18 protein-coding genes are annotated in these 17242 nt (G+C 45.2%); 14 read left to right on the top strand and 4 right to left on the bottom strand.

Features of this window, described 5'->3' with window-relative positions; translation table 11 throughout:
* Positions 1 to 80: 80 nt before the first annotated feature.
* The 14 genes from SPL68_RS12945 to rpoS all read left to right on the top strand — a co-directional run bounded on the left by SPL68_RS12945 (position 81) and on the right by rpoS (position 12835).
* Positions 81 to 434, top strand: coding sequence for a DUF6488 family protein (locus SPL68_RS12945; RefSeq protein WP_323815584.1), 354 nt, complete (start codon positions 81 to 83; stop codon positions 432 to 434).
* A gap of 190 nt (positions 435 to 624) precedes the next feature.
* Positions 625 to 1668 (top strand): recombinase RecA, encoded by a 1044-nt coding sequence (gene recA / locus SPL68_RS12940; RefSeq protein ID WP_323815583.1) that lies wholly within the window; start codon positions 625 to 627, stop codon positions 1666 to 1668.
* A gap of 203 nt (positions 1669 to 1871) precedes the next feature.
* On the top strand, positions 1872 to 2447 hold the full coding sequence (locus tag SPL68_RS12935; protein WP_323815582.1) for a DUF4136 domain-containing protein: 576 nt from the start codon (positions 1872 to 1874) through the stop codon (positions 2445 to 2447).
* 20 nt (positions 2448 to 2467) lie between these two features.
* Complete coding sequence (locus tag SPL68_RS12930) at positions 2468 to 3004, top strand: regulatory protein RecX (RefSeq protein ID WP_323815581.1); 537 nt, start codon at positions 2468 to 2470, stop codon at positions 3002 to 3004.
* 228 nt (positions 3005 to 3232) lie between these two features.
* Positions 3233 to 4852 carry a CTP synthase gene (locus SPL68_RS12925; protein ID WP_323815580.1) on the top strand — a complete coding sequence of 540 codons (1620 nt, stop codon included), beginning with the start codon at positions 3233 to 3235 and terminating at the stop codon, positions 4850 to 4852.
* Positions 4853 to 4926: 74 nt separating this feature from the next.
* On the top strand, positions 4927 to 5778 hold the full coding sequence (gene kdsA, locus SPL68_RS12920) for a 3-deoxy-8-phosphooctulonate synthase (protein ID WP_323815579.1): 852 nt from the start codon (positions 4927 to 4929) through the stop codon (positions 5776 to 5778).
* 52 nt (positions 5779 to 5830) lie between these two features.
* Entirely contained in the window at positions 5831 to 7120 is a 1290-nt protein-coding gene (gene eno, locus SPL68_RS12915) for a phosphopyruvate hydratase (RefSeq protein ID WP_323815578.1), read from the top strand.
* 88 nt (positions 7121 to 7208) lie between these two features.
* Positions 7209 to 7487: a septum formation initiator family protein gene (locus SPL68_RS12910; RefSeq protein ID WP_323815577.1), complete on the top strand. Its 279-nt coding sequence runs from the start codon at positions 7209 to 7211 to the stop codon at positions 7485 to 7487.
* A gap of 48 nt (positions 7488 to 7535) precedes the next feature.
* Entirely contained in the window at positions 7536 to 8249 is a 714-nt protein-coding gene (gene ispD, locus SPL68_RS12905; protein WP_323815576.1) for a 2-C-methyl-D-erythritol 4-phosphate cytidylyltransferase, read from the top strand.
* A 41-nt stretch (positions 8250 to 8290) separates the two neighbouring features.
* Positions 8291 to 8764 carry a 2-C-methyl-D-erythritol 2,4-cyclodiphosphate synthase gene (ispF, locus tag SPL68_RS12900; RefSeq protein WP_323815751.1) on the top strand — a complete coding sequence of 158 codons (474 nt, stop codon included), beginning with the start codon at positions 8291 to 8293 and terminating at the stop codon, positions 8762 to 8764.
* A gap of 82 nt (positions 8765 to 8846) precedes the next feature.
* Entirely contained in the window at positions 8847 to 9827 is a 981-nt protein-coding gene (truD, locus tag SPL68_RS12895; RefSeq protein WP_323815575.1) for a tRNA pseudouridine(13) synthase TruD, read from the top strand.
* A 103-nt stretch (positions 9828 to 9930) separates the two neighbouring features.
* Positions 9931 to 10605 carry a protein-L-isoaspartate(D-aspartate) O-methyltransferase gene (locus SPL68_RS12890; RefSeq protein WP_323815574.1) on the top strand — a complete coding sequence of 225 codons (675 nt, stop codon included), beginning with the start codon at positions 9931 to 9933 and terminating at the stop codon, positions 10603 to 10605.
* Between the two features lie 245 nt (positions 10606 to 10850).
* On the top strand, positions 10851 to 11678 hold the full coding sequence (locus SPL68_RS12885) for a peptidoglycan DD-metalloendopeptidase family protein (RefSeq protein WP_323815573.1): 828 nt from the start codon (positions 10851 to 10853) through the stop codon (positions 11676 to 11678).
* A 155-nt stretch (positions 11679 to 11833) separates the two neighbouring features.
* Positions 11834 to 12835 (top strand): RNA polymerase sigma factor RpoS, encoded by a 1002-nt coding sequence (gene rpoS, locus SPL68_RS12880; protein ID WP_323815572.1) that lies wholly within the window; start codon positions 11834 to 11836, stop codon positions 12833 to 12835.
* A gap of 82 nt (positions 12836 to 12917) precedes the next feature.
* Here rpoS and lnt read toward each other — a convergent pair whose 3' ends face one another.
* The 4 genes from lnt to SPL68_RS12860 all read right to left on the bottom strand — a co-directional run bounded on the left by lnt (position 12918) and on the right by SPL68_RS12860 (position 16945).
* Positions 12918 to 14456 (bottom strand): apolipoprotein N-acyltransferase, encoded by a 1539-nt coding sequence (gene lnt, locus SPL68_RS12875; protein ID WP_323815571.1) that lies wholly within the window; start codon positions 14454 to 14456, stop codon positions 12918 to 12920.
* 76 nt (positions 14457 to 14532) lie between these two features.
* On the bottom strand, positions 14533 to 15390 hold the full coding sequence (locus tag SPL68_RS12870; RefSeq protein ID WP_323815570.1) for an HlyC/CorC family transporter: 858 nt from the start codon (positions 15388 to 15390) through the stop codon (positions 14533 to 14535).
* 20 nt (positions 15391 to 15410) lie between these two features.
* The gene (gene ybeY / locus SPL68_RS12865) at positions 15411 to 15878 is read right to left on the bottom strand and encodes an rRNA maturation RNase YbeY (protein ID WP_323815569.1); all 468 of its coding nucleotides are present in this window, start codon (positions 15876 to 15878) and stop codon (positions 15411 to 15413) included.
* 2 nt (positions 15879 to 15880) lie between these two features.
* On the bottom strand, positions 15881 to 16945 hold the full coding sequence (locus SPL68_RS12860) for a PhoH family protein (RefSeq protein ID WP_323815568.1): 1065 nt from the start codon (positions 16943 to 16945) through the stop codon (positions 15881 to 15883).
* Positions 16946 to 17242 lie beyond the last annotated feature (297 nt).

Genomic DNA, 17242 nt, shown 5'->3' with positions numbered 1-17242 from the left:
TCGCCTGCAACTTATGGCTTGTTGGTATAGTGTGCCCGCTAAAAATATCTCCTTTAAGCTTGCTCTCTCCAGGAAAAATAATGAAAAATCCAATTTTCGCTTTGCTGTTCGGTCTTTTGTCTGGTGTTACATCGGTGATTGCCCATGAGGGGCACGATCACAGCTATATCACCGAAACTTCTGCCGTTGATGTTGCCAAGAATTACTCAATTCAATTGACTAGTACAAAGGGTGAATTTGAGGTCGATAGCCTTCCTGAAAGTTGGCGCGAGGTGTCAACCAAGAATGCCAAGCTGCATGAAAATGGTGATGGCTATTACATAGTTGCTGTGGAAAACGCAAAAGAACAAAAAACACTCTACGTGCTGATGACATCTAATGGTGATGTCTATGGTGCAAATTTTACAGGCGAATTCGCCATTCTAAAGCGATAACTTCAAGTGATACTGTATAAATTGCTAGTACTGTTTGCGTATACAGTTATTTGGTGTATGCTATCAATACTGATGCGATATTGATCTGTTGCTGCTGGTGTCCAGATTGCTGGATATTGAATAAAAGCGTTCTTGATCGCATAGCAATTTATAACAATGTGTTTTCTAATTTTTTATGTTGAGGTGTCAGATGGATGCAAACAAAGAGAAGGCGTTACAGGCTGCGCTGAGTCAAATTGAGCGTCAATTTGGTAAAGGTACTGTTATGCGGATGGGCGACAAAGAACAGGTCGCTATTCCGGCTATTTCTACCGGGTCTTTAGGGTTGGATGTGGCATTAGGGATTGGTGGTCTACCTAAAGGTCGGATTATTGAAATTTATGGCCCTGAATCTTCTGGTAAAACCACTCTGACACTGCAAGTCATTGCTGAGGCTCAACGTGCAGGCGGCACCTGTGCGTTTATCGATGCGGAACATGCCCTCGATCCTATTTATGCCACCAAGTTGGGCGTTAATGTTGAAGACCTGATCGTTTCACAACCTGATACAGGTGAGCAGGCACTCGAAGTAACCGATATGTTGGTGCGTTCCGGTGCGGTCGATGTACTGGTTGTCGACTCTGTAGCCGCCTTGACGCCGAGAGCGGAAATCGAAGGTGAAATGGGTGATCACCACGTAGGCTTGCAGGCACGCTTAATGTCGCAAGCGCTGCGTAAAATCACGGGAAATATTAAGAATGCTAATTGTTTGGTGATTTTTATTAACCAAATCCGTATGAAAATTGGCGTGATGTTTGGTAATCCTGAAACAACCACAGGTGGTAATGCGCTTAAATTCTATGCTTCTGTGCGCTTGGATATTCGTCGCACTGGTGCGGTGAAAGAAGGTGAAGAGGTTATAGGTTCAGAAACTCGTGTAAAAGTAGTAAAAAACAAGGTTGCCCCACCTTTTAAACAGGCCGAATTTCAGATTCTGTACGGCTCTGGCATTAATCGTATGGGTGAAATTGTCGATTACGGTGTTAAGTTAGGGCTAATCGATAAAGCGGGTGCTTGGTACAGTTATCAAGGTAACAAAATTGGTCAAGGTAAAAACAACGTAATGAAGTTTTTACAAGAGAATCCTGAAATATCCAAAGAATTGGAGCAAAAAGTTAGATCAGAACTTTTGGCCACGCCAGCACTCTCACTTAGTCCAAATGATAGTGAAATGACGGATGATGCAGAAGCTTAAAAACTTGCATTAAAAAATCTTCGCGTACTATCTATTGGGTGGTTTGCGAAGATTTTGCCCTGAAGAGATCTGCTTGCTTCCGCTCTTGTCGCTCTTTATGCTGTTGGGAAAGAAAGTTGCTGCTAATTGTGCCTGTAATGGAAAACTAGCCGCATCTTCATATGAAAGTCGATCCCATAAGAGGGTTTAATGTGAGGTTGGTTATGAAGCAATTAGGTGTGCTGTTAATAGTCTTAGTAGGGTTGGTTGTTGCTGGCTGTACAACGCAATCGCAGGTGGAAACGGATCATCAAGCAGATTACGATTTTTCATCATTAAAAACGTTTGATGTGGCAGAGACAAAACAAGACAGTAAAGAGAGTATTTTGGTATCTCCGTTTACCTTGAGCCATATTCACTCTGCACTTGAGGCTGAGCTTGGTAAGCGCTATCAAAGTGCTGCAGCTGGAGCAAAACCAGATTTCATTGTTAGTTACCATGTCGTAATCGAAGAAAAAATTGATCCTCGTAGCTATAACGACCTCTATGGGTTTGGCTACTATGGCCGTGGTTATCGCTACCCCTACGCCTATCCTTATTTTTATGGGCCAGGATCTGGGGTACGTGTTTACAATCAAGGCAGTCTAATTATTGATGTGGTGGATGCTAAAACAGACAAACCGATTTGGCGCGGTGTGTCAGAGAAGCGTTTGAGTCGTAGTATGGCTCCTCAGCAGCAAAGAGAAGTATTAACAGGTGCGGTTGCAGAAGTAGTGGCTCAATTTCCACCCGTTAACTGATTGAATAAATTGTTGTTCAAATGGCCGCTTTTGCGGCCATTTTTGTTGGGGTTAAATTTGCGTCTTTAGCAGGTGTCAGGACTTATATTATGGAGCAGGTTCTTAATGCTATTAGTGCTATTCGTTTTAATGCGATGAATTTGCTTGCTATGCGAGAGCACTCCGCTAAGGAGTTGAGAGTAAAACTTGAGCGCAAATTTACATGCAGTGAATCGATTGATGCGGCCATTAATTCATTGGTTGAGCAAGGATTGCAGTCGGACGAGCGGTTTGCTCAAGCTTTTGTTGCTATGCGTCAGCGACAAGGAAAAGGGGTAATGATTATAAGGTTGGAGTTGCGTGAAAAAGGGGTGGCGGCTGAGCTGATTTCAAACTGTATTGATGATGACGATGTTGTTTGGTCTGAGTTGGTGCGGGAGGTTTGGTATAAAAAGTATCGTGGTGTGTTTCCAAACGATGCTCGTGAGCGAGCCAAGCAGGTGCGCTTTTTACACTCGCGTGGCTTTACTTCCAAGCAAATCAAATCTGTGTTTGAGGCTGAGGTCGACGACCAATAGGCATTTTAATCGGCATAATAAGTTATAAGAATTGGTGTTCAATTGATCAAAATGGCCCCGTTCTCGCCCTCCTTTTGAGTGCGGACTAGCTTTTCGTTGAGCAGAAAAGGCCTTTCTGTTACTCTGGCGCCCCGTCCTGAACGATAAATCTCCTTGCCTCGCAAAGAGTGCATTTATAGGTATTTATCTCCATCCGCTCCGCATTTTTCACAGTTAATCAGGTTTTACATGACTCGCTATATATTTGTAACTGGTGGTGTTGTTTCTTCATTGGGTAAAGGTATTGCCTCAGCTTCATTGGCTGCAATCCTTGAGGCTCGTGGTCTGAAAGTGACCATCATGAAGCTTGACCCCTACATCAACGTAGATCCAGGTACTATGAGTCCTTTCCAGCACGGAGAGGTATTTGTCACCGAAGATGGTGCTGAAACTGACCTGGATTTAGGGCATTACGAGCGTTTCATTCGTACCAAAATGACACGTCGCAATAACTTCACTACTGGTCGCGTATATGAGACGGTGCTACGTAAAGAGCGCCGTGGTGATTACTTGGGCGGTACGGTACAAGTTATTCCGCACATCACCGATGAAATCAAGCGTCGTATTCTTGAAGGCGGGCGCGATGTTGATGTGGCACTGGTTGAAATCGGCGGTACAGTCGGTGATATTGAATCACAACCCTTCCTTGAGGCTGTGCGTCAATTAAAAGTAGAGATGGGTTCTCGTGCATTGCTAATGCATTTAACACTGGTTCCTTATATTGCGACAGCGGGCGAAACCAAAACCAAACCAACCCAGCACTCGGTTAAAGAATTGCGTTCAATTGGCCTGCAACCCGATATTTTGTTGTGCCGCTCAGAAAAAATGGTCGATGAAGATTCTCGTCGCAAAATCGCACTCTTTACCAACGTGGCCGAGCGTGCAGTTGTTCCTCTACCCGATGCAGATACTATTTATTCTATTCCTCGTCTGCTGCAAAGCTTTGGTCTTGATCAAATCGTTGTTGAGCTGTTGGGATTGCAATGCCGTGAAGCTGATTTGACTGAGTGGGATAAAGTCGTAGATGGCAAACTCAATCCAGTAAATTCAATCACTATTTCCATGGTCGGCAAGTACATGGAGTTGTTGGATGCATATAAATCTCTGATTGAGGCCTTAACTCACGCGGGTATTCATACCAGTACCAAGGTCAATATCAACTATATCGATGCTGAGCGTGTTGAGCAGGAAGGTGTAGGTATATTGAGTGATGCCGATGCCATTTTGGTTCCAGGTGGATTCGGTGAGCGCGGTGTTGAAGGCAAATTAATGGCAGTTCAATACGCACGTGAAAATAAAGTTCCTTATCTAGGGATTTGCTTGGGTATGCAATCGGTTGTGATTGAGTTCGCACGCAATGTTCTTGGTTTGAAAGGTGCCAACTCAACTGAGTTTGATCGCAATTCTTCTCATCCTGTTATTGGTTTGATTACAGAATGGATTACTTCCGATGGCGAAGTGGAAAAACGCGACGAATCTTCTGATCTTGGCGGCACCATGCGTTTAGGTGCTCAGGAGTGCCGTTTGGTTGCAGGTTCAAAAGCGCGTCAAGTGTACGGTGCTGATGTTATTGTTGAGCGTCATCGTCATCGTTATGAAGTAAACAATAATTATGTTGATCAGCTACAAAAGGCCGGTTTGAAAATTGGTGGTTGGTCCGCCGATGATACATTGGTTGAAATGGTTGAGATTCCTGACCACCCTTGGTTTGTTGCATGCCAATTCCACCCTGAGTTTACTTCTACTCCGCGCGATGGACATCCATTGTTTACTTCATTTGTTAAAGCGGCACTGGACAACAAAAAGTAAAATAGTGGCCGCACAAGCTGCGGCCTGCTTCGAGTTTTGCGTCCCAATTTGATACTTCTGTGTAGGGAATAAATGTGTCTCAAAAAATTGTAAATATTGGCAATTTGAGTGTTGGTAATTCATTGCCATTTGTATTGTTTGGCGGCATGAATGTGCTTGAATCTCGCGATATGGCAATGCAGGTAGCGGAAGCCTACGTCATGGCCACTCAAAAATTGAATATCCCCTACGTTTTTAAAGCCTCTTTCGATAAGGCCAATCGCTCCTCTATACATTCTTATCGCGGCCCGGGTATGGAGGAAGGGTTAAAGATATTTCAGGAAATCAAACAAACTTTTGGCATTCCAGTGATAACAGATGTGCATGAAATAGATCAATGTCAGCCAGTTGCTGATGTGTGTGATGTTATCCAGCTGCCTGCATTCCTCGCCAGACAAACCGATCTTGTTGTCGCCATGGCTAAAACCAATGCCGTAATCAATATTAAAAAACCGCAATTCCTCAGCCCTGGGCAAATGAAAAATATTGTCGAGAAATTTGCTGAGTGCGGTAACGAAAAAATTATTCTATGCGACCGTGGCACTAATTTCGGTTATGACAACTTGGTGGTCGATATGCTTGGCTTTCGCACCATGCGTGAAGTAAGTGGCGATGCTCCGGTGATTTTTGATGTGACTCATTCGCTGCAGTGTCGTGACCCAATGGGGGCTGCGTCGAGTGGTCGCCGCCATCAAGTCGCTGAACTGGCACGAGCAGGTATGGCAGTTGGTCTTGCGGGATTATTTTTGGAAGCGCATCCAGATCCAAGCAACGCCAAATGTGATGGACCCAGCGCTTTGCCATTGGATAAGCTTGAGCCTTTTTTACATCAAATGAAATCGATTGATGAATTAGTGAAAAATTTCCCGCCCTTGGATATCCAATAAATTCATCGGCGCCAATTAATTTTTGTAGAAACACACTCTGGAGAAAAAACGAATGAGTAAGATTGTTGACATCAAAGCTTTTGAAATTTTGGATAGCCGTGGCAATCCAACTGTTTTGGCTGAAGTTATTCTGGAGGACGGCTCAGTAGGCTCCGCAGCTGCTCCTTCTGGTGCATCTACCGGTTCTCGCGAAGCTCTGGAATTGCGCGATGGCGACAAGTCACGTTACTTAGGTAAAGGTGTATTGAAGGCAGTTAACAACATCAATACCACGATCAAAAACTTGGTCGTAGGTTTGGATGCTTTGGATCAACGCGCCGTTGATAACGTTATGATCAAGGCTGACGGTACAGACTTCAAAACTGTACTGGGCGCTAACGCCATTCTCGCGGTTTCTTTGGCTAATGCTAAAGCCGCTGCTATCTCCAAAAAAGTTCCTCTGTATGCCCACATTGCTGACATCAACGGCACTCCAGGCAAATACTCTATGCCGGTACCAATGATGAACATTATCAATGGTGGTGAGCACGCTGACAACAACGTAGACATTCAAGAGTTTATGGTTCAGCCAGTGGGCGCAAAAACCTTTGCTGAAGCTCTGCGTGTTGGTGCTGAGATTTTCCACAGCTTGAAAAAAATCCTGCACGATAAAGGTCTGAACACTGCAGTAGGTGACGAAGGTGGCTTTGCTCCAAATCTGCCATCTAACGAAGATGCGCTGAAAGTTATCGCTGAAGCGGTTGAGAGAGCAGGTTACAAACTGGGCGAGAACGTAACTCTAGCTCTGGACTGCGCTTCGACTGAATTCTACAAAGATGGTAAATACGATCTGGCTGGCGAAGGCCGCGTATTCACCACCAACGAATTCTCTGATTATCTGGCTGACTTGGCTGCTAAATACCCAATCATCTCTATCGAAGACGGCAAAGACGAAAGCGATTGGGCTGGTTGGGCTGATTTGACGCAAAAAATTGGTCACAAAATCCAATTGGTGGGTGATGACTTGTTCGTAACGAACACCAAGATTTTGAAAGAAGGTATCGAGAAGAAAATCGCTAACTCTATCCTGATCAAGTTCAACCAAATCGGCTCTCTGTCCGAAACTCTTGATGCCATCAAGATGGCGCAAGACGCTGGTTACACTGCGGTAATTTCTCACCGTTCAGGCGAAACTGAAGATACCACCATCGCTGATTTGGCGGTAGCTACTGCTGCTGGCCAAATTAAAACTGGTTCCCTGTGTCGTTCTGACCGCGTATCCAAGTACAACCGTCTGTTGCGTATTGAGGCAGAATTGGGCGCTGCCGCCCCTTACAAAGGTCGCGCAGAATTCAAATCTTAAGTGAACTAAAAACAAAGGCCGAATATTCGGCCTTTGTTTTTTTAATGTGTCTAATGAGTACTAATGTTTCAAAAGATCATTCAATGCTATGAAATGGTTGCTCGGTGTATTGATAGTATTGCTCTTCGGCCTGCAATATCGTTTGTGGGTCGGTGATGGCAGTTTGGCTCAGGCACATCGCTTGGAGTCCGAGATCAAATTGCAGCAAGCAGAAAATGATCGCATGCGCGAGCGAAACCGTATTTTGGATGTTGAAGTAGAAGAATTAAAAACAGGCTTGGATACCATCGAAGAACGGGCGCGCAATGACATTGGCCTGATTAAAAAAGATGAAACGTTTTTTATGATTCTGGATGAAGATCAATAATCTCATCGCCTGCTACTTAATTTATTAACTATCCCTCCCCATTTTCTAATGAATCAATCAGTTTCTTCTCAAAATCCCGCATATTGGATTGTCGTACCCGCTGCAGGAATTGGTGCTCGTATGGGAGCTAATTGTCCCAAGCAATATTTAGCGCTTGCAGAAAAAACAGTAATTGAGATTACCTTGGAGCGTTTGTTAGCGTTTCCCGATGTTGCTGGAATCTATCTTGTTTTGGGTGAGAATGATGGGTATTGGGGTGAACTGCCTCTTGCAAAAAATACACGTATTCGTTGCGTTGCGGGGGGCGCAGAGCGTTGTCACTCAGTATTGAATGCGCTTGATTCTCTGCACAATTGCGCATCACCTGATGACTGGGTATTGGTTCACGATGCTGCTCGTCCGTGCATTCTTCCTGAAACTATTCAGCAGTTGATTGATCAAGTAGGTGATCATTCTGTCGGGGGAATTTTAGGTGTCCCTGTAAGTGATACTTTAAAGCGAGCTGAAGATTTAACTATTTGCACAACTGTAGATCGCCGTTTTTTGTGGCAAGCGCAAACCCCGCAGATGTTTCGTCTGGGGTTGTTGCGTGAGTGTTTGCAGCGTGCGCTAGCGGAAGAGCAATTAATTACTGACGAGTCATCAGCAGTTGAGCTCTATGGCTATCAGCCGCTGATGGTGCAAGGGCGTAGCGATAATATAAAAATCACTCGCCCGGAAGACTTGGTAATTGCTGAATTTATTCTGCAGCAGCAATCATAGCTAATCACAACCTTTTATATTGATGGAATTGAAATATGTCTATGCGCATTGGTCATGGTTATGACGTTCATGCATTTGGTCCCGGCGATAAAATAGTTATTGGTGGTGTTGTTATTCCGCATCATCATGGATTGATTGCTCATTCGGACGGCGATGTTCTCTTGCATGCACTTTGTGATGCATTGTTAGGCGCAACAGCATTGGGCGATATAGGCAAACATTTTCCTGATACGGATATGCAATATCGCAATGCCGACAGTCGCGCGCTGTTGCGTATGGTCTATGCAAAAGTTACGCAGCTAGGATGGAAAATATCTAATGCGGATATGACTATCGTTGCACAGGCACCGCGCATGGCAAATTATATTGCGCGAATGGTTGAAACGATTGCAGCTGACCTGCAGTGTGAATTGAATCAAGTGAATGTAAAAGCAACAACATCTGAACGTCTTGGTTTTACGGGGCGCGAAGAGGGGGTTGCTTGTTATGCCGTTGTTTTGCTCGAAAAAGCATAATTTATGTTTCAGCTTAGAGATAGATTTTGTCTCTATGGAAATTATTATGCCGCATTAAATTATTGTATTGATAGGTAAGGTTTTGACAGAGTTTTCATTAGATTTCCCTCGCGCTCATGGCGCATTAACGGCAACAGCTATTTTTCGTGCGCAGCCTGAAGATTTTCAGGTCGATGAGGATTTAGGATATTTACCGTCTGGCAGTGGCGAGCACGTTTTTTTGCACATTTGTAAGCGAGGAGAAAATACTGCTTGGGTTGCGGAAAAAATTGCAGAGCTGGCGAATGTCAATGTTATGGATGTTGGCTACTGCGGGCGCAAAGATCGTCATGCCGTAACTGCGCAATGGTTTAGTGTTTATCTCCCTAAGGTCCCTGAGCCTGATTGGTCTTTATTGAATACGCAATCGATTCATTTGTTATCGGTATCCAGGCACCAACATAAATTGCGTCGCGGTGAGCATCAACAAAACCATTTTGTAATTCGCTTGCGAAATCTGGAAACTGAAGATCGCAATCTCCTGCAACAAAAAATGAATACAATTTTTACGCAGGGCGTGCCCAACTATTTTGGTGAGCAGCGTTTTGGTCGCGACGGCAATAATTTGCAAGAAGCGGAAGCTATTCTTGTTGGCGGAAAACGTTATCGCGATAAACAAAAGCGCGGTTTGATGCTGTCAGCCGCGCGCTCCTATCTCTTTAATCAAGTCTTAGCTGCGCGTGTGTTGGCAAATAATTGGTTTGAACTGCTAGATGGTGAAGTAGGTGGTGTTCCTACAGGTCCTTTGTGGGGTAGGGGGCGGCCATTGGTGTCGGGGGATTTGCTCGAACTTGAGCAGGCCGCTTTAAAGGAATGGGCGCAATGGTGTGATGGCCTTGAGCATGCTGGTCTTTCACAAGAGCGTCGCGCGTTACAGTTAATTCCTGAAAATTCGAGTTTTAGTTGGGTGGAAGATGATCTTGTTTTACATTTTTCACTCGATGCTGGTGAGTTTGCTACCGCAATTTTGCACGAAATTGCAGTGCTTCAAAATCAATCTACAGATGCTGCTAATCCTATCTAGCTGGAATTATCACAAGCCATGATATAGTTGCCGTTTTGGTTGTTTCGGTGCCAATCGCTTTTAATCGCGCACAGCTACCGTATAGATAGGAGTGAATCCGGGGATGACAAACTTACTAATGCAAGGGGTAGGCATGACCTCATTGCGCACCCGTGAGCGCCTGATTCAGCGCTTGCGTGATCAAGGTGTAACCAATATGCGTGTGTTAGATGTTTTGTTAAATACACCACGACATATTTTCCTCGATGAAGCTCTTTCCCATCGCGCTTATGAAGATACGGCATTGCCTATCGGCCACGGGCAGACAATTTCTCAGCCTTACATAGTTGCCCGCATGACAGAAATACTTTTGGGCGCTGCCGGCAATAAACTCAATAAGGTTCTCGAGGTGGGAACTGGCTCGGGCTATCAAACGAGTGTGCTCGCGCAGCTAGTGCCTAATGTTTACAGCGTGGAGCGGATCAAGCCGCTGCAAGATAAGGCCCGTGAGCGCTTGCGTCAATTGGGGTTGCGCAATGTTCAATTGCGTCATGCAGATGGAGGTTTTGGCTGGCCAGAAGCTGGTCCATATGACGCCATCTTGAGTACTGCGGCACCTCAAGCGGTACCGGATGAGTTATTGAAGCAGCTTGCCCCCGGGGGCGTGTTGGTAATCCCTATTGGTGGGCGTGAGCAACAGTTACACCTGATCTTGCGTGACGGTGAAACGGAAAACTACATCACTCAGATACTAGAACCAGTAAAATTTGTTCCTTTTCTTTCAGGGACTTCGCGTTAATACTTAATCTTGGTTCTATTTTGCCTAATCACACTTAGGTCAGGTGTGCCGATAGCGAGCTATGAGTTAAGTAATGAGTTCAATGTGCGCAGATTTACTCACTCAGCTGACATTTTTAGTATCGTAAATACCCAACCACACATGTTTTTATAAAAATATTAGATAATTTTAAAATAAATTTTGGTTATTAAGCACTAAATTGCATAAGAGTGATTAAAAACAAACCATAGTCGGTGAGTGATTTCATGCTGGAAGCCCCATCTAATAGCTGGATCAAGCAGGCAAGGTTGTTCGGAATATTGATCATTGTGATGATGCTAGTTTCTTGTGTCTCCAGCTCATCCGCACCAGTACTGGATAAATCCAGCGCTCTTGGTTCTCGTCCTAAAACCCATATTGTGATTCCTGGCGATACACTTTTTTCCATTGCTTGGCGATACGGTTTAAAGTATGAAGCCTTAGCTAAACATAATGGTATTTTTCCGCCCTATATTATTCGCCCCTCACAAGTTATCCGTCTGGATGTGGCTGGTGGAACTGCTGCCCAGCAATCACAAGCAATCAAAAAAGTAACAGGTACATCATCGCCCAAGGTGGTTGTTACTCCAAGGCCAGCCCCTACAGTGAAACCAAATGTTGCCCGTCAAGAAAATAAAACAAAAAAACTCCCTGCAACTAAGAATAAAACGCAATCATGGAAAGCTCCGCTCTGGCGCTGGCCAGTGAGTGGTTCGCTGTTGTCATCTTTCCAGGGTAGTAATGCACTGAATAAAGGTATTGATCTTGGCGGAAAATTGGGGGAGCCTGTGCTTGCAGCTGCTGATGGACAGGTCGTTTATTCGGGAAGCGGATTGCGTGGTTACGGTAAATTATTGATCGTAAAACACAACGAAACGTTTCTTAGTGCCTATGCCCACAATGACAGATTGCTAGTGAAAGAAGGCGATTTTGTTAAAGCTGGTCAGCGAATTGCCGATATGGGTTCGAGTGGCACCGATAGAGTAAAGCTTCATTTTGAGATTCGTCGCGATGGCACTCCGGTAGATCCTTTAAAGTTTTTACCGCGACGTTAAAGTGTCACATTCATAGGTCTATGATGGTTAAGCAAAAGCCTGTGAAAAATATCTCCAGTCGTAATGGCATCTATTTATAGGGACAGAGATTGAGCGAGCTGGGTGAGTACAAAAAGCCAGCCGGTTAAATAAAATTGATATTAAGGGGCTGAAAAATGACTTTACAGAATAGCGACACAACCACTTTTGATCGCGATGATGTATTTATTGGTCCAGATGTAGAATTGGATGATACAGATTTAATGCTGGCTGATGATGAGGAAGTCGCTAAGTCCCCATCATCAAATGCAAATGAGCGGATTGTTGAAGACAAATACAACAAAACACTCGATGCAACTCAAATCTATCTCAACGAAATTGGATTTTCCCCCCTATTAAGTGCAGAAGAAGAAGTTTTTTTCGCACGCAAAGCGCTAAAAGGTGATGAAGCCTCTCGTAAGCGCATGATCGAAAGTAACCTTCGCTTAGTTGTAAAAATTTCGCGCCGTTATGTGAACCGTGGTTTGGCTCTTCTTGATTTGATCGAAGAAGGCAACTTGGGCTTGATTCGCGCAGTTGAAAAGTTTGACCCTGAGCGCGGCTTCCGTTTTTCAACCTACGCTACATGGTGGATTCGTCAAACCATTGAGCGTGCAATCATGAACCAGACGCGCACAATTCGTTTGCCTATTCATGTTGTTAAAGAGCTCAACATTTACTTGCGTGCAGCCCGTGAGTTGTCGCAAAAGTTGGATCATGAGCCGACGCCGGAAGAAATTGCTAACCTGCTTGATAAGCCTGTTGCCGACGTTGAGCATATGTTGAGTTTGAATGAGCGCGTTACTTCGATCGATGCACCTATAGGGAATTCTTCTGACCGCGCTATTGTAGATACTATTGCTGATACTCATGTGTCTGATCCAGCCGCTTTGTTACAAGATGCTGATTTGACTACCAGTCTTGATCATTGGTTGGATGAGCTGACCGAGAAGCAACGAGAAGTACTTGCGCGTCGTTTTGGTTTGCGTGGCTACGAAGTGAGTACGCTTGAAGAGGTTGGCCTTGAGATTGGCTTGACTCGCGAACGTGTGCGTCAAATTCAAGTGGAAGCCTTGAAACGCTTGCGTGACATCATGGAAAAGCAAGGATTAGATAGTGCAGCTTTGTTCAGTGCTTGATAGATAGCTATTTGAAGCCGTATTGAATGACTAAAACCCCCGAGTAGAATTGCTCGGGGGTTTTATTTTTATGGCAAAAAGATTATTCAGGTGAGCGCTTAAGTAGCAAGGGTAAACTCAAGCTTAGCAGTAGCAATGTTGCGATGATTACCAAAGGGCCGTTGCCGTAGATCATGAAGGGAGTCCAATCTTTTACTGTATAAATCTGTCCGGTAAAGGTTTGTGCTTTGAATGCATCGCTATGGCTGAGGATTTGGCCGTGATTATCGATAATTGCGCTGGGGCCATTGTTGGTGCTGTAAACCAGATAGCGACCAGTTTCGAGTGCGCGCATTTGTGCCATCTGCATAAATTGTTTTGATTGAATGGAATCCAAAAACCAGCCGAGATTGTTAACGCTCAATAAAACTTGAGTCTCTTTAGCTGCTTGGGCGATTAAATCGGGATACACGATTTCATAACAAATCGCCGGAGTGATGCGTACACCTTTGGCGATGAGCCCATGTTGCTCCTGTGGCCCCAAGTGGATAAACGAGGTCGGTAGATCAAAAAACTCGATAAGGCCACGCAATTGTTCTTCGAGTGGGACGTATTCACCGAAGGGCACCAAACGGCGCTTGTGATAAAAGCCATAGCCTTGGCCTAGACCTGCAATGGAGTTGTAAAACTTCCGTTTATCCCGATCCTCATAAATCACTCCAGTAAATAAAGCCGTGTCATTCTCACTTGCTTTGGTGTTCATTTCTTCCAGAAAAGGCAGGGCGTCATGATAGGTAAGCGATGTAGGGATGGCGGCTTCCGGCCAAATAACCCAGTCATTCGTCCACAAATCGGTGCTGAGATCGCGTAGCTGATTCAGTGTTGCAATGGTACTTTCATGGTTAAAGCTGAGTTTGATGCTTTGATCGACATTGGGCTGCACCATGCCGATATTGATCGGTGTTGTATCTGGTTCTGCCCAAGTGACATTTTTCAGGCCTGCGCCTGCTATCCAGAAAATACCACTGACGCAGCTAAAAATAATGAGTGTTTTTTTCTTGAGTGCGGCTCCACTAGGTTTCCAAATCCATTCAGCGATAACACCAGCGGTCAGCGCAAGGATAAAACTTATCCCGGTAACCCCAGCGATTGGCGCCCAGCCTGCAAGCGGCGTATTTAAATGTGCATAGCCTAAAAACAACCAAGGGAAACCAGTTAGCAGCCAAGTGCGTACCCACTCACTTAAAATCCAGCAGGCGGGCAAGGCGATGATTAATCCTAACGAGTGATACCTGAACCAGCGAGCAAAAATCCCGAAGGGCAGCATAAATAGAATCGCCATAAAACAGGCGAAAATGAATACTAAAAATCCGGCAAACAACGGCGATGCGCCACCAAAGTTGTGGATGCTGACATAAAGCCAATGTACTCCCGCGCAATAAAGCCCTACACCAAATGCAAAACAGCGCCATAGCGTGGTTTTAAGTGATTGTTCTTTTAATAAAAGCGCAAAAGCAGTCAGGCTGATAACTGTAATTGGCCAGATGTTAAAGGGCGCAAAGCTTAGGGTTATGAGTGCTCCACTGATCAGTGCAATTAGTAAAGCGACTGGTTGAGATAGATTTAGGATTTTGTCTTGCATGAGTAATTTCTGCTATGTGAGCAATTAAAAAAAACCCGCCGAGTGGCGGGATTTGTATCGATGGAAAGCTAGAGATTTAATCGTTTAATAGGGTCAGGCGCAACAGGTGAATTTGGCGGTTGTCGGCGTACAAAACGCGGAATTGCATATTATCCAGCTGTACGACTTCATTACGCTTGGGCAGGTGGCCAAACTCCTGCATAAGTATTCCGCCGATGGTATCGAAATCTTCATCGCTCAGTTCTTTTTTAAAGAACTCATTAAAGTCTTCAATCGGCGTTAGCGCTTTAATGATGTAATCATTTTCGCTGACGCGTTTAATGAAATCGGTGGCTTCTTCCTGCTCGTCGGTTTCATCTTCGATTTCGCCGACAATTTCTTCAAGGATATCTTCAATGGTGAGCAGGCCAGTGATGCCGCCGTATTCATCCATTACTAGCGCCATGTGGTAGCGATCTTCGCGGAATTCGCGCAGCAAAACGTTAACTCGCTTACTTTCGGGAATGATGTTGGCGGGGCGCAGAATGGTTTCAAGGTTAAAGTTGTCGGTGCCTTTTAAGGCGAGCGGTAACAAATCTTTGGCGAGTAGTATGCCTTTTACATCGTCGATATTTTCGCCGATGACAGGAAAGCGCGAGTGACCGGATTCAATCAGTTGTGGTAGATATTCTTGCGGTGAGTCTTCAAGGCGAATGGCAACTATATGTGAGCGCGGCACCATAATTTCACGCGCTTGCAGGGAGGATACGTCTAGTGCTCCCTCAATAATGCTTAGTGCTTCCTGGTCTAATAATTGGTTATCTGCAGCGTCTTTGATGATCTCCATGAGTTCATCACGGGATTTTGGTTCAGCGCTGAAGGCGTGCAGGAGTTTATCCAGCCAAGATCGTTCGTGTTTTTCAGTGGTTGTGCTACTCGGGTGCTCGTCCGACATGATGTAATTTCCTGGTGTCTTTATTCTTCAGAAATATCTTGATAAGGGGCAGGGTAGCCTAACCCCGTTACGATTTGGGTTTCCAGCGCTTCCATGATTTCAGCGTCATCATCTTCGATGTGGTCAAAACCCACTAAATGCAAAGTACCGTGAATCAGCATGTGCGCCCAATGTGCTTGCAAGGTTTTACCTTGCTCTTTGGCTTCATGCTCCACCACAGGCGCACAAACTACTAAATCGCCCAATAAGGGTATTCCCACTTCCTCAGCAATATCGGCCGGGAAGGAGAGCACATTGGTTGGATAGTTTTTGCCGCGGTATTGTGCGTTTAGCTCTTGGCCTTCATCTTCATCGACGATATAGACGCTGACTTCAGCTGTCTCAAATTGTTGGCTGTTCAGTGCTGCGCTGATCCAGCGCTCCAGCTCAGCCAATGTGGGAATCTGAGCGCTCTGGCTGTTGCTTTCGATATCGATTTGGTAGCTCATGATCACTCTTGCTTTGGTTGCTGCTGCTCAAAAGCGTCATAGGCTTCTACTATGCGCTGCACAATTGGGTGGCGCACAACATCTTTAGACGTGAAATGGGTGAAGCTGATGCCATTGACGTTTTCTAATACGTCTATTGCATGGCGCAGACCAGAGGCCATGCCGCGCGGCAAGTCGATTTGCGTTGGGTCGCCAGTGATAACCGCTGTGGTGCCAAAACCAATACGGGTCAGGAACATTTTCATCTGCTCGCGAGTGGTGTTCTGGCTTTCATCGAGAATCACAAAAGAGTTGTTCAGGGTGCGGCCACGCATAAACGCGAGGGGCGCAACCTCGATCACGCCGCGCTCCATGAGCTTCCCGACGGTATCAAAACCGAGCATTTCAAATAGAGCGTCATAGAGTGGGCGCAAGTAAGGGTCAACTTTCTGGGCGAGGTCTCCCGGAAGGAAACCAAGCTTTTCTCCCGCCTCTACTGCAGGGCGAACCAGCAGGATGCGCTCAATTTCGTTTTTCAGCAGGGCCTCAACCGCACAGGCTACTGCAAGATAGGTTTTACCCGTACCTGCCGGCCCAATGCCAAAATTGATGTCATGCTTCTGCACGGCACGCACGTAGCGCTGCTGGTTTAGACCGCGCGGTTTGATGGTGCACTTTTTAGTGCGAATCAGCGTGATGCCGCCCTGTTCATCAGATGCTTCTGTTGATGATGGTGTTGGCGTATCGCCAGTCAGGGCCTCAGTTTCAGCCTTATCCAGTTGTTCCATAAGTTGTTCGATACCAGAGGTTTGCAGTGCAAGATGCACTTCATCGGGGGTAAGTTCGTTGTGTTCAGTCGCGGAATAAAGATTGCGCAATAGTTCGGCGCCTGCACGAATTTTGGCGGGTGAACCGATGAGTTCAAATTCGCTACCGCGATTGCGGATTTCTATCTCAAGGCGTTCTTCGATCTGGCGCAAGTGTTGGCCCAAAAGACCGCAGAGATTGGCGAGGCGACGACTGTTACTGGGTTCCAGCGTGAGTGGCTGGCTGGTGATTTCCGGAGGGGTTATAACTTGGGTGTTCAAAGTGGTTGTTAAGCTCTTGTGACTCGATGAAAAACAAGACTAAACCATTCAGTGCGAGGGATAAAGCCTAAATTACAGCTGAATATTTGCTGAATTTAAGATCAACTTTATGTTTTTTTTAGGTTGTTTATATAACTTATTGTTTTTTATGGAATTGCTGGGGGTTGTCTTTGCGATTTTGTATTTGGCTAAAAGCTTATTTAGATGTTGTTAGGGGCGGGCAAAAACTTTAAAGGTTTCCAGTGGTGCTAATACATGCTGTAGATAATAATGAAAATGTAATGTTTTCGTGTATTT

Origin of the sequence: Cellvibrio chitinivorans (genome assembly GCF_035117775.1) — a bacterium.
GTDB lineage: Bacteria > Pseudomonadota > Gammaproteobacteria > Pseudomonadales > Cellvibrionaceae > Cellvibrio > Cellvibrio chitinivorans.
Note: the sequence above shows the minus strand (reverse complement) of the source record. Positions and strands in the feature narration are given on the sequence as shown.

What these genes read in the sequence shown, in the direction of transcription:
- SPL68_RS12945 (WP_323815584.1), top strand. Translation starts at nt 81, where the DNA reads ATGAAAAATCCAATTTTCGCTTTGCTGTTCGGTCTTTTGTCTGGTGTT.
- recA (WP_323815583.1), top strand. Translation starts at nt 625, where the DNA reads ATGGATGCAAACAAAGAGAAGGCGTTACAGGCTGCGCTGAGTCAAATT.
- SPL68_RS12935 (WP_323815582.1), top strand. Translation starts at nt 1,872, where the DNA reads ATGAAGCAATTAGGTGTGCTGTTAATAGTCTTAGTAGGGTTGGTTGTT.
- SPL68_RS12930 (WP_323815581.1), top strand. Translation starts at nt 2,468, where the DNA reads ATGGCCGCTTTTGCGGCCATTTTTGTTGGGGTTAAATTTGCGTCTTTA.
- SPL68_RS12925 (WP_323815580.1), top strand. Translation starts at nt 3,233, where the DNA reads ATGACTCGCTATATATTTGTAACTGGTGGTGTTGTTTCTTCATTGGGT.
- eno (WP_323815578.1), top strand. Translation starts at nt 5,831, where the DNA reads ATGAGTAAGATTGTTGACATCAAAGCTTTTGAAATTTTGGATAGCCGT.
- SPL68_RS12910 (WP_323815577.1), top strand. Translation starts at nt 7,209, where the DNA reads ATGAAATGGTTGCTCGGTGTATTGATAGTATTGCTCTTCGGCCTGCAA.
- ispD (WP_323815576.1), top strand. Translation starts at nt 7,536, where the DNA reads ATGAATCAATCAGTTTCTTCTCAAAATCCCGCATATTGGATTGTCGTA.
- ispF (WP_323815751.1), top strand. Translation starts at nt 8,291, where the DNA reads ATGCGCATTGGTCATGGTTATGACGTTCATGCATTTGGTCCCGGCGAT.
- SPL68_RS12890 (WP_323815574.1), top strand. Translation starts at nt 9,931, where the DNA reads ATGACAAACTTACTAATGCAAGGGGTAGGCATGACCTCATTGCGCACC.
- SPL68_RS12885 (WP_323815573.1), top strand. Translation starts at nt 10,851, where the DNA reads ATGCTGGAAGCCCCATCTAATAGCTGGATCAAGCAGGCAAGGTTGTTC.
- rpoS (WP_323815572.1), top strand. Translation starts at nt 11,834, where the DNA reads ATGACTTTACAGAATAGCGACACAACCACTTTTGATCGCGATGATGTA.
- lnt (WP_323815571.1), bottom strand. Translation starts at nt 14,456, where the DNA reads ATGCAAGACAAAATCCTAAATCTATCTCAACCAGTCGCTTTACTAATT.
- SPL68_RS12870 (WP_323815570.1), bottom strand. Translation starts at nt 15,390, where the DNA reads ATGTCGGACGAGCACCCGAGTAGCACAACCACTGAAAAACACGAACGA.
- ybeY (WP_323815569.1), bottom strand. Translation starts at nt 15,878, where the DNA reads ATGAGCTACCAAATCGATATCGAAAGCAACAGCCAGAGCGCTCAGATT.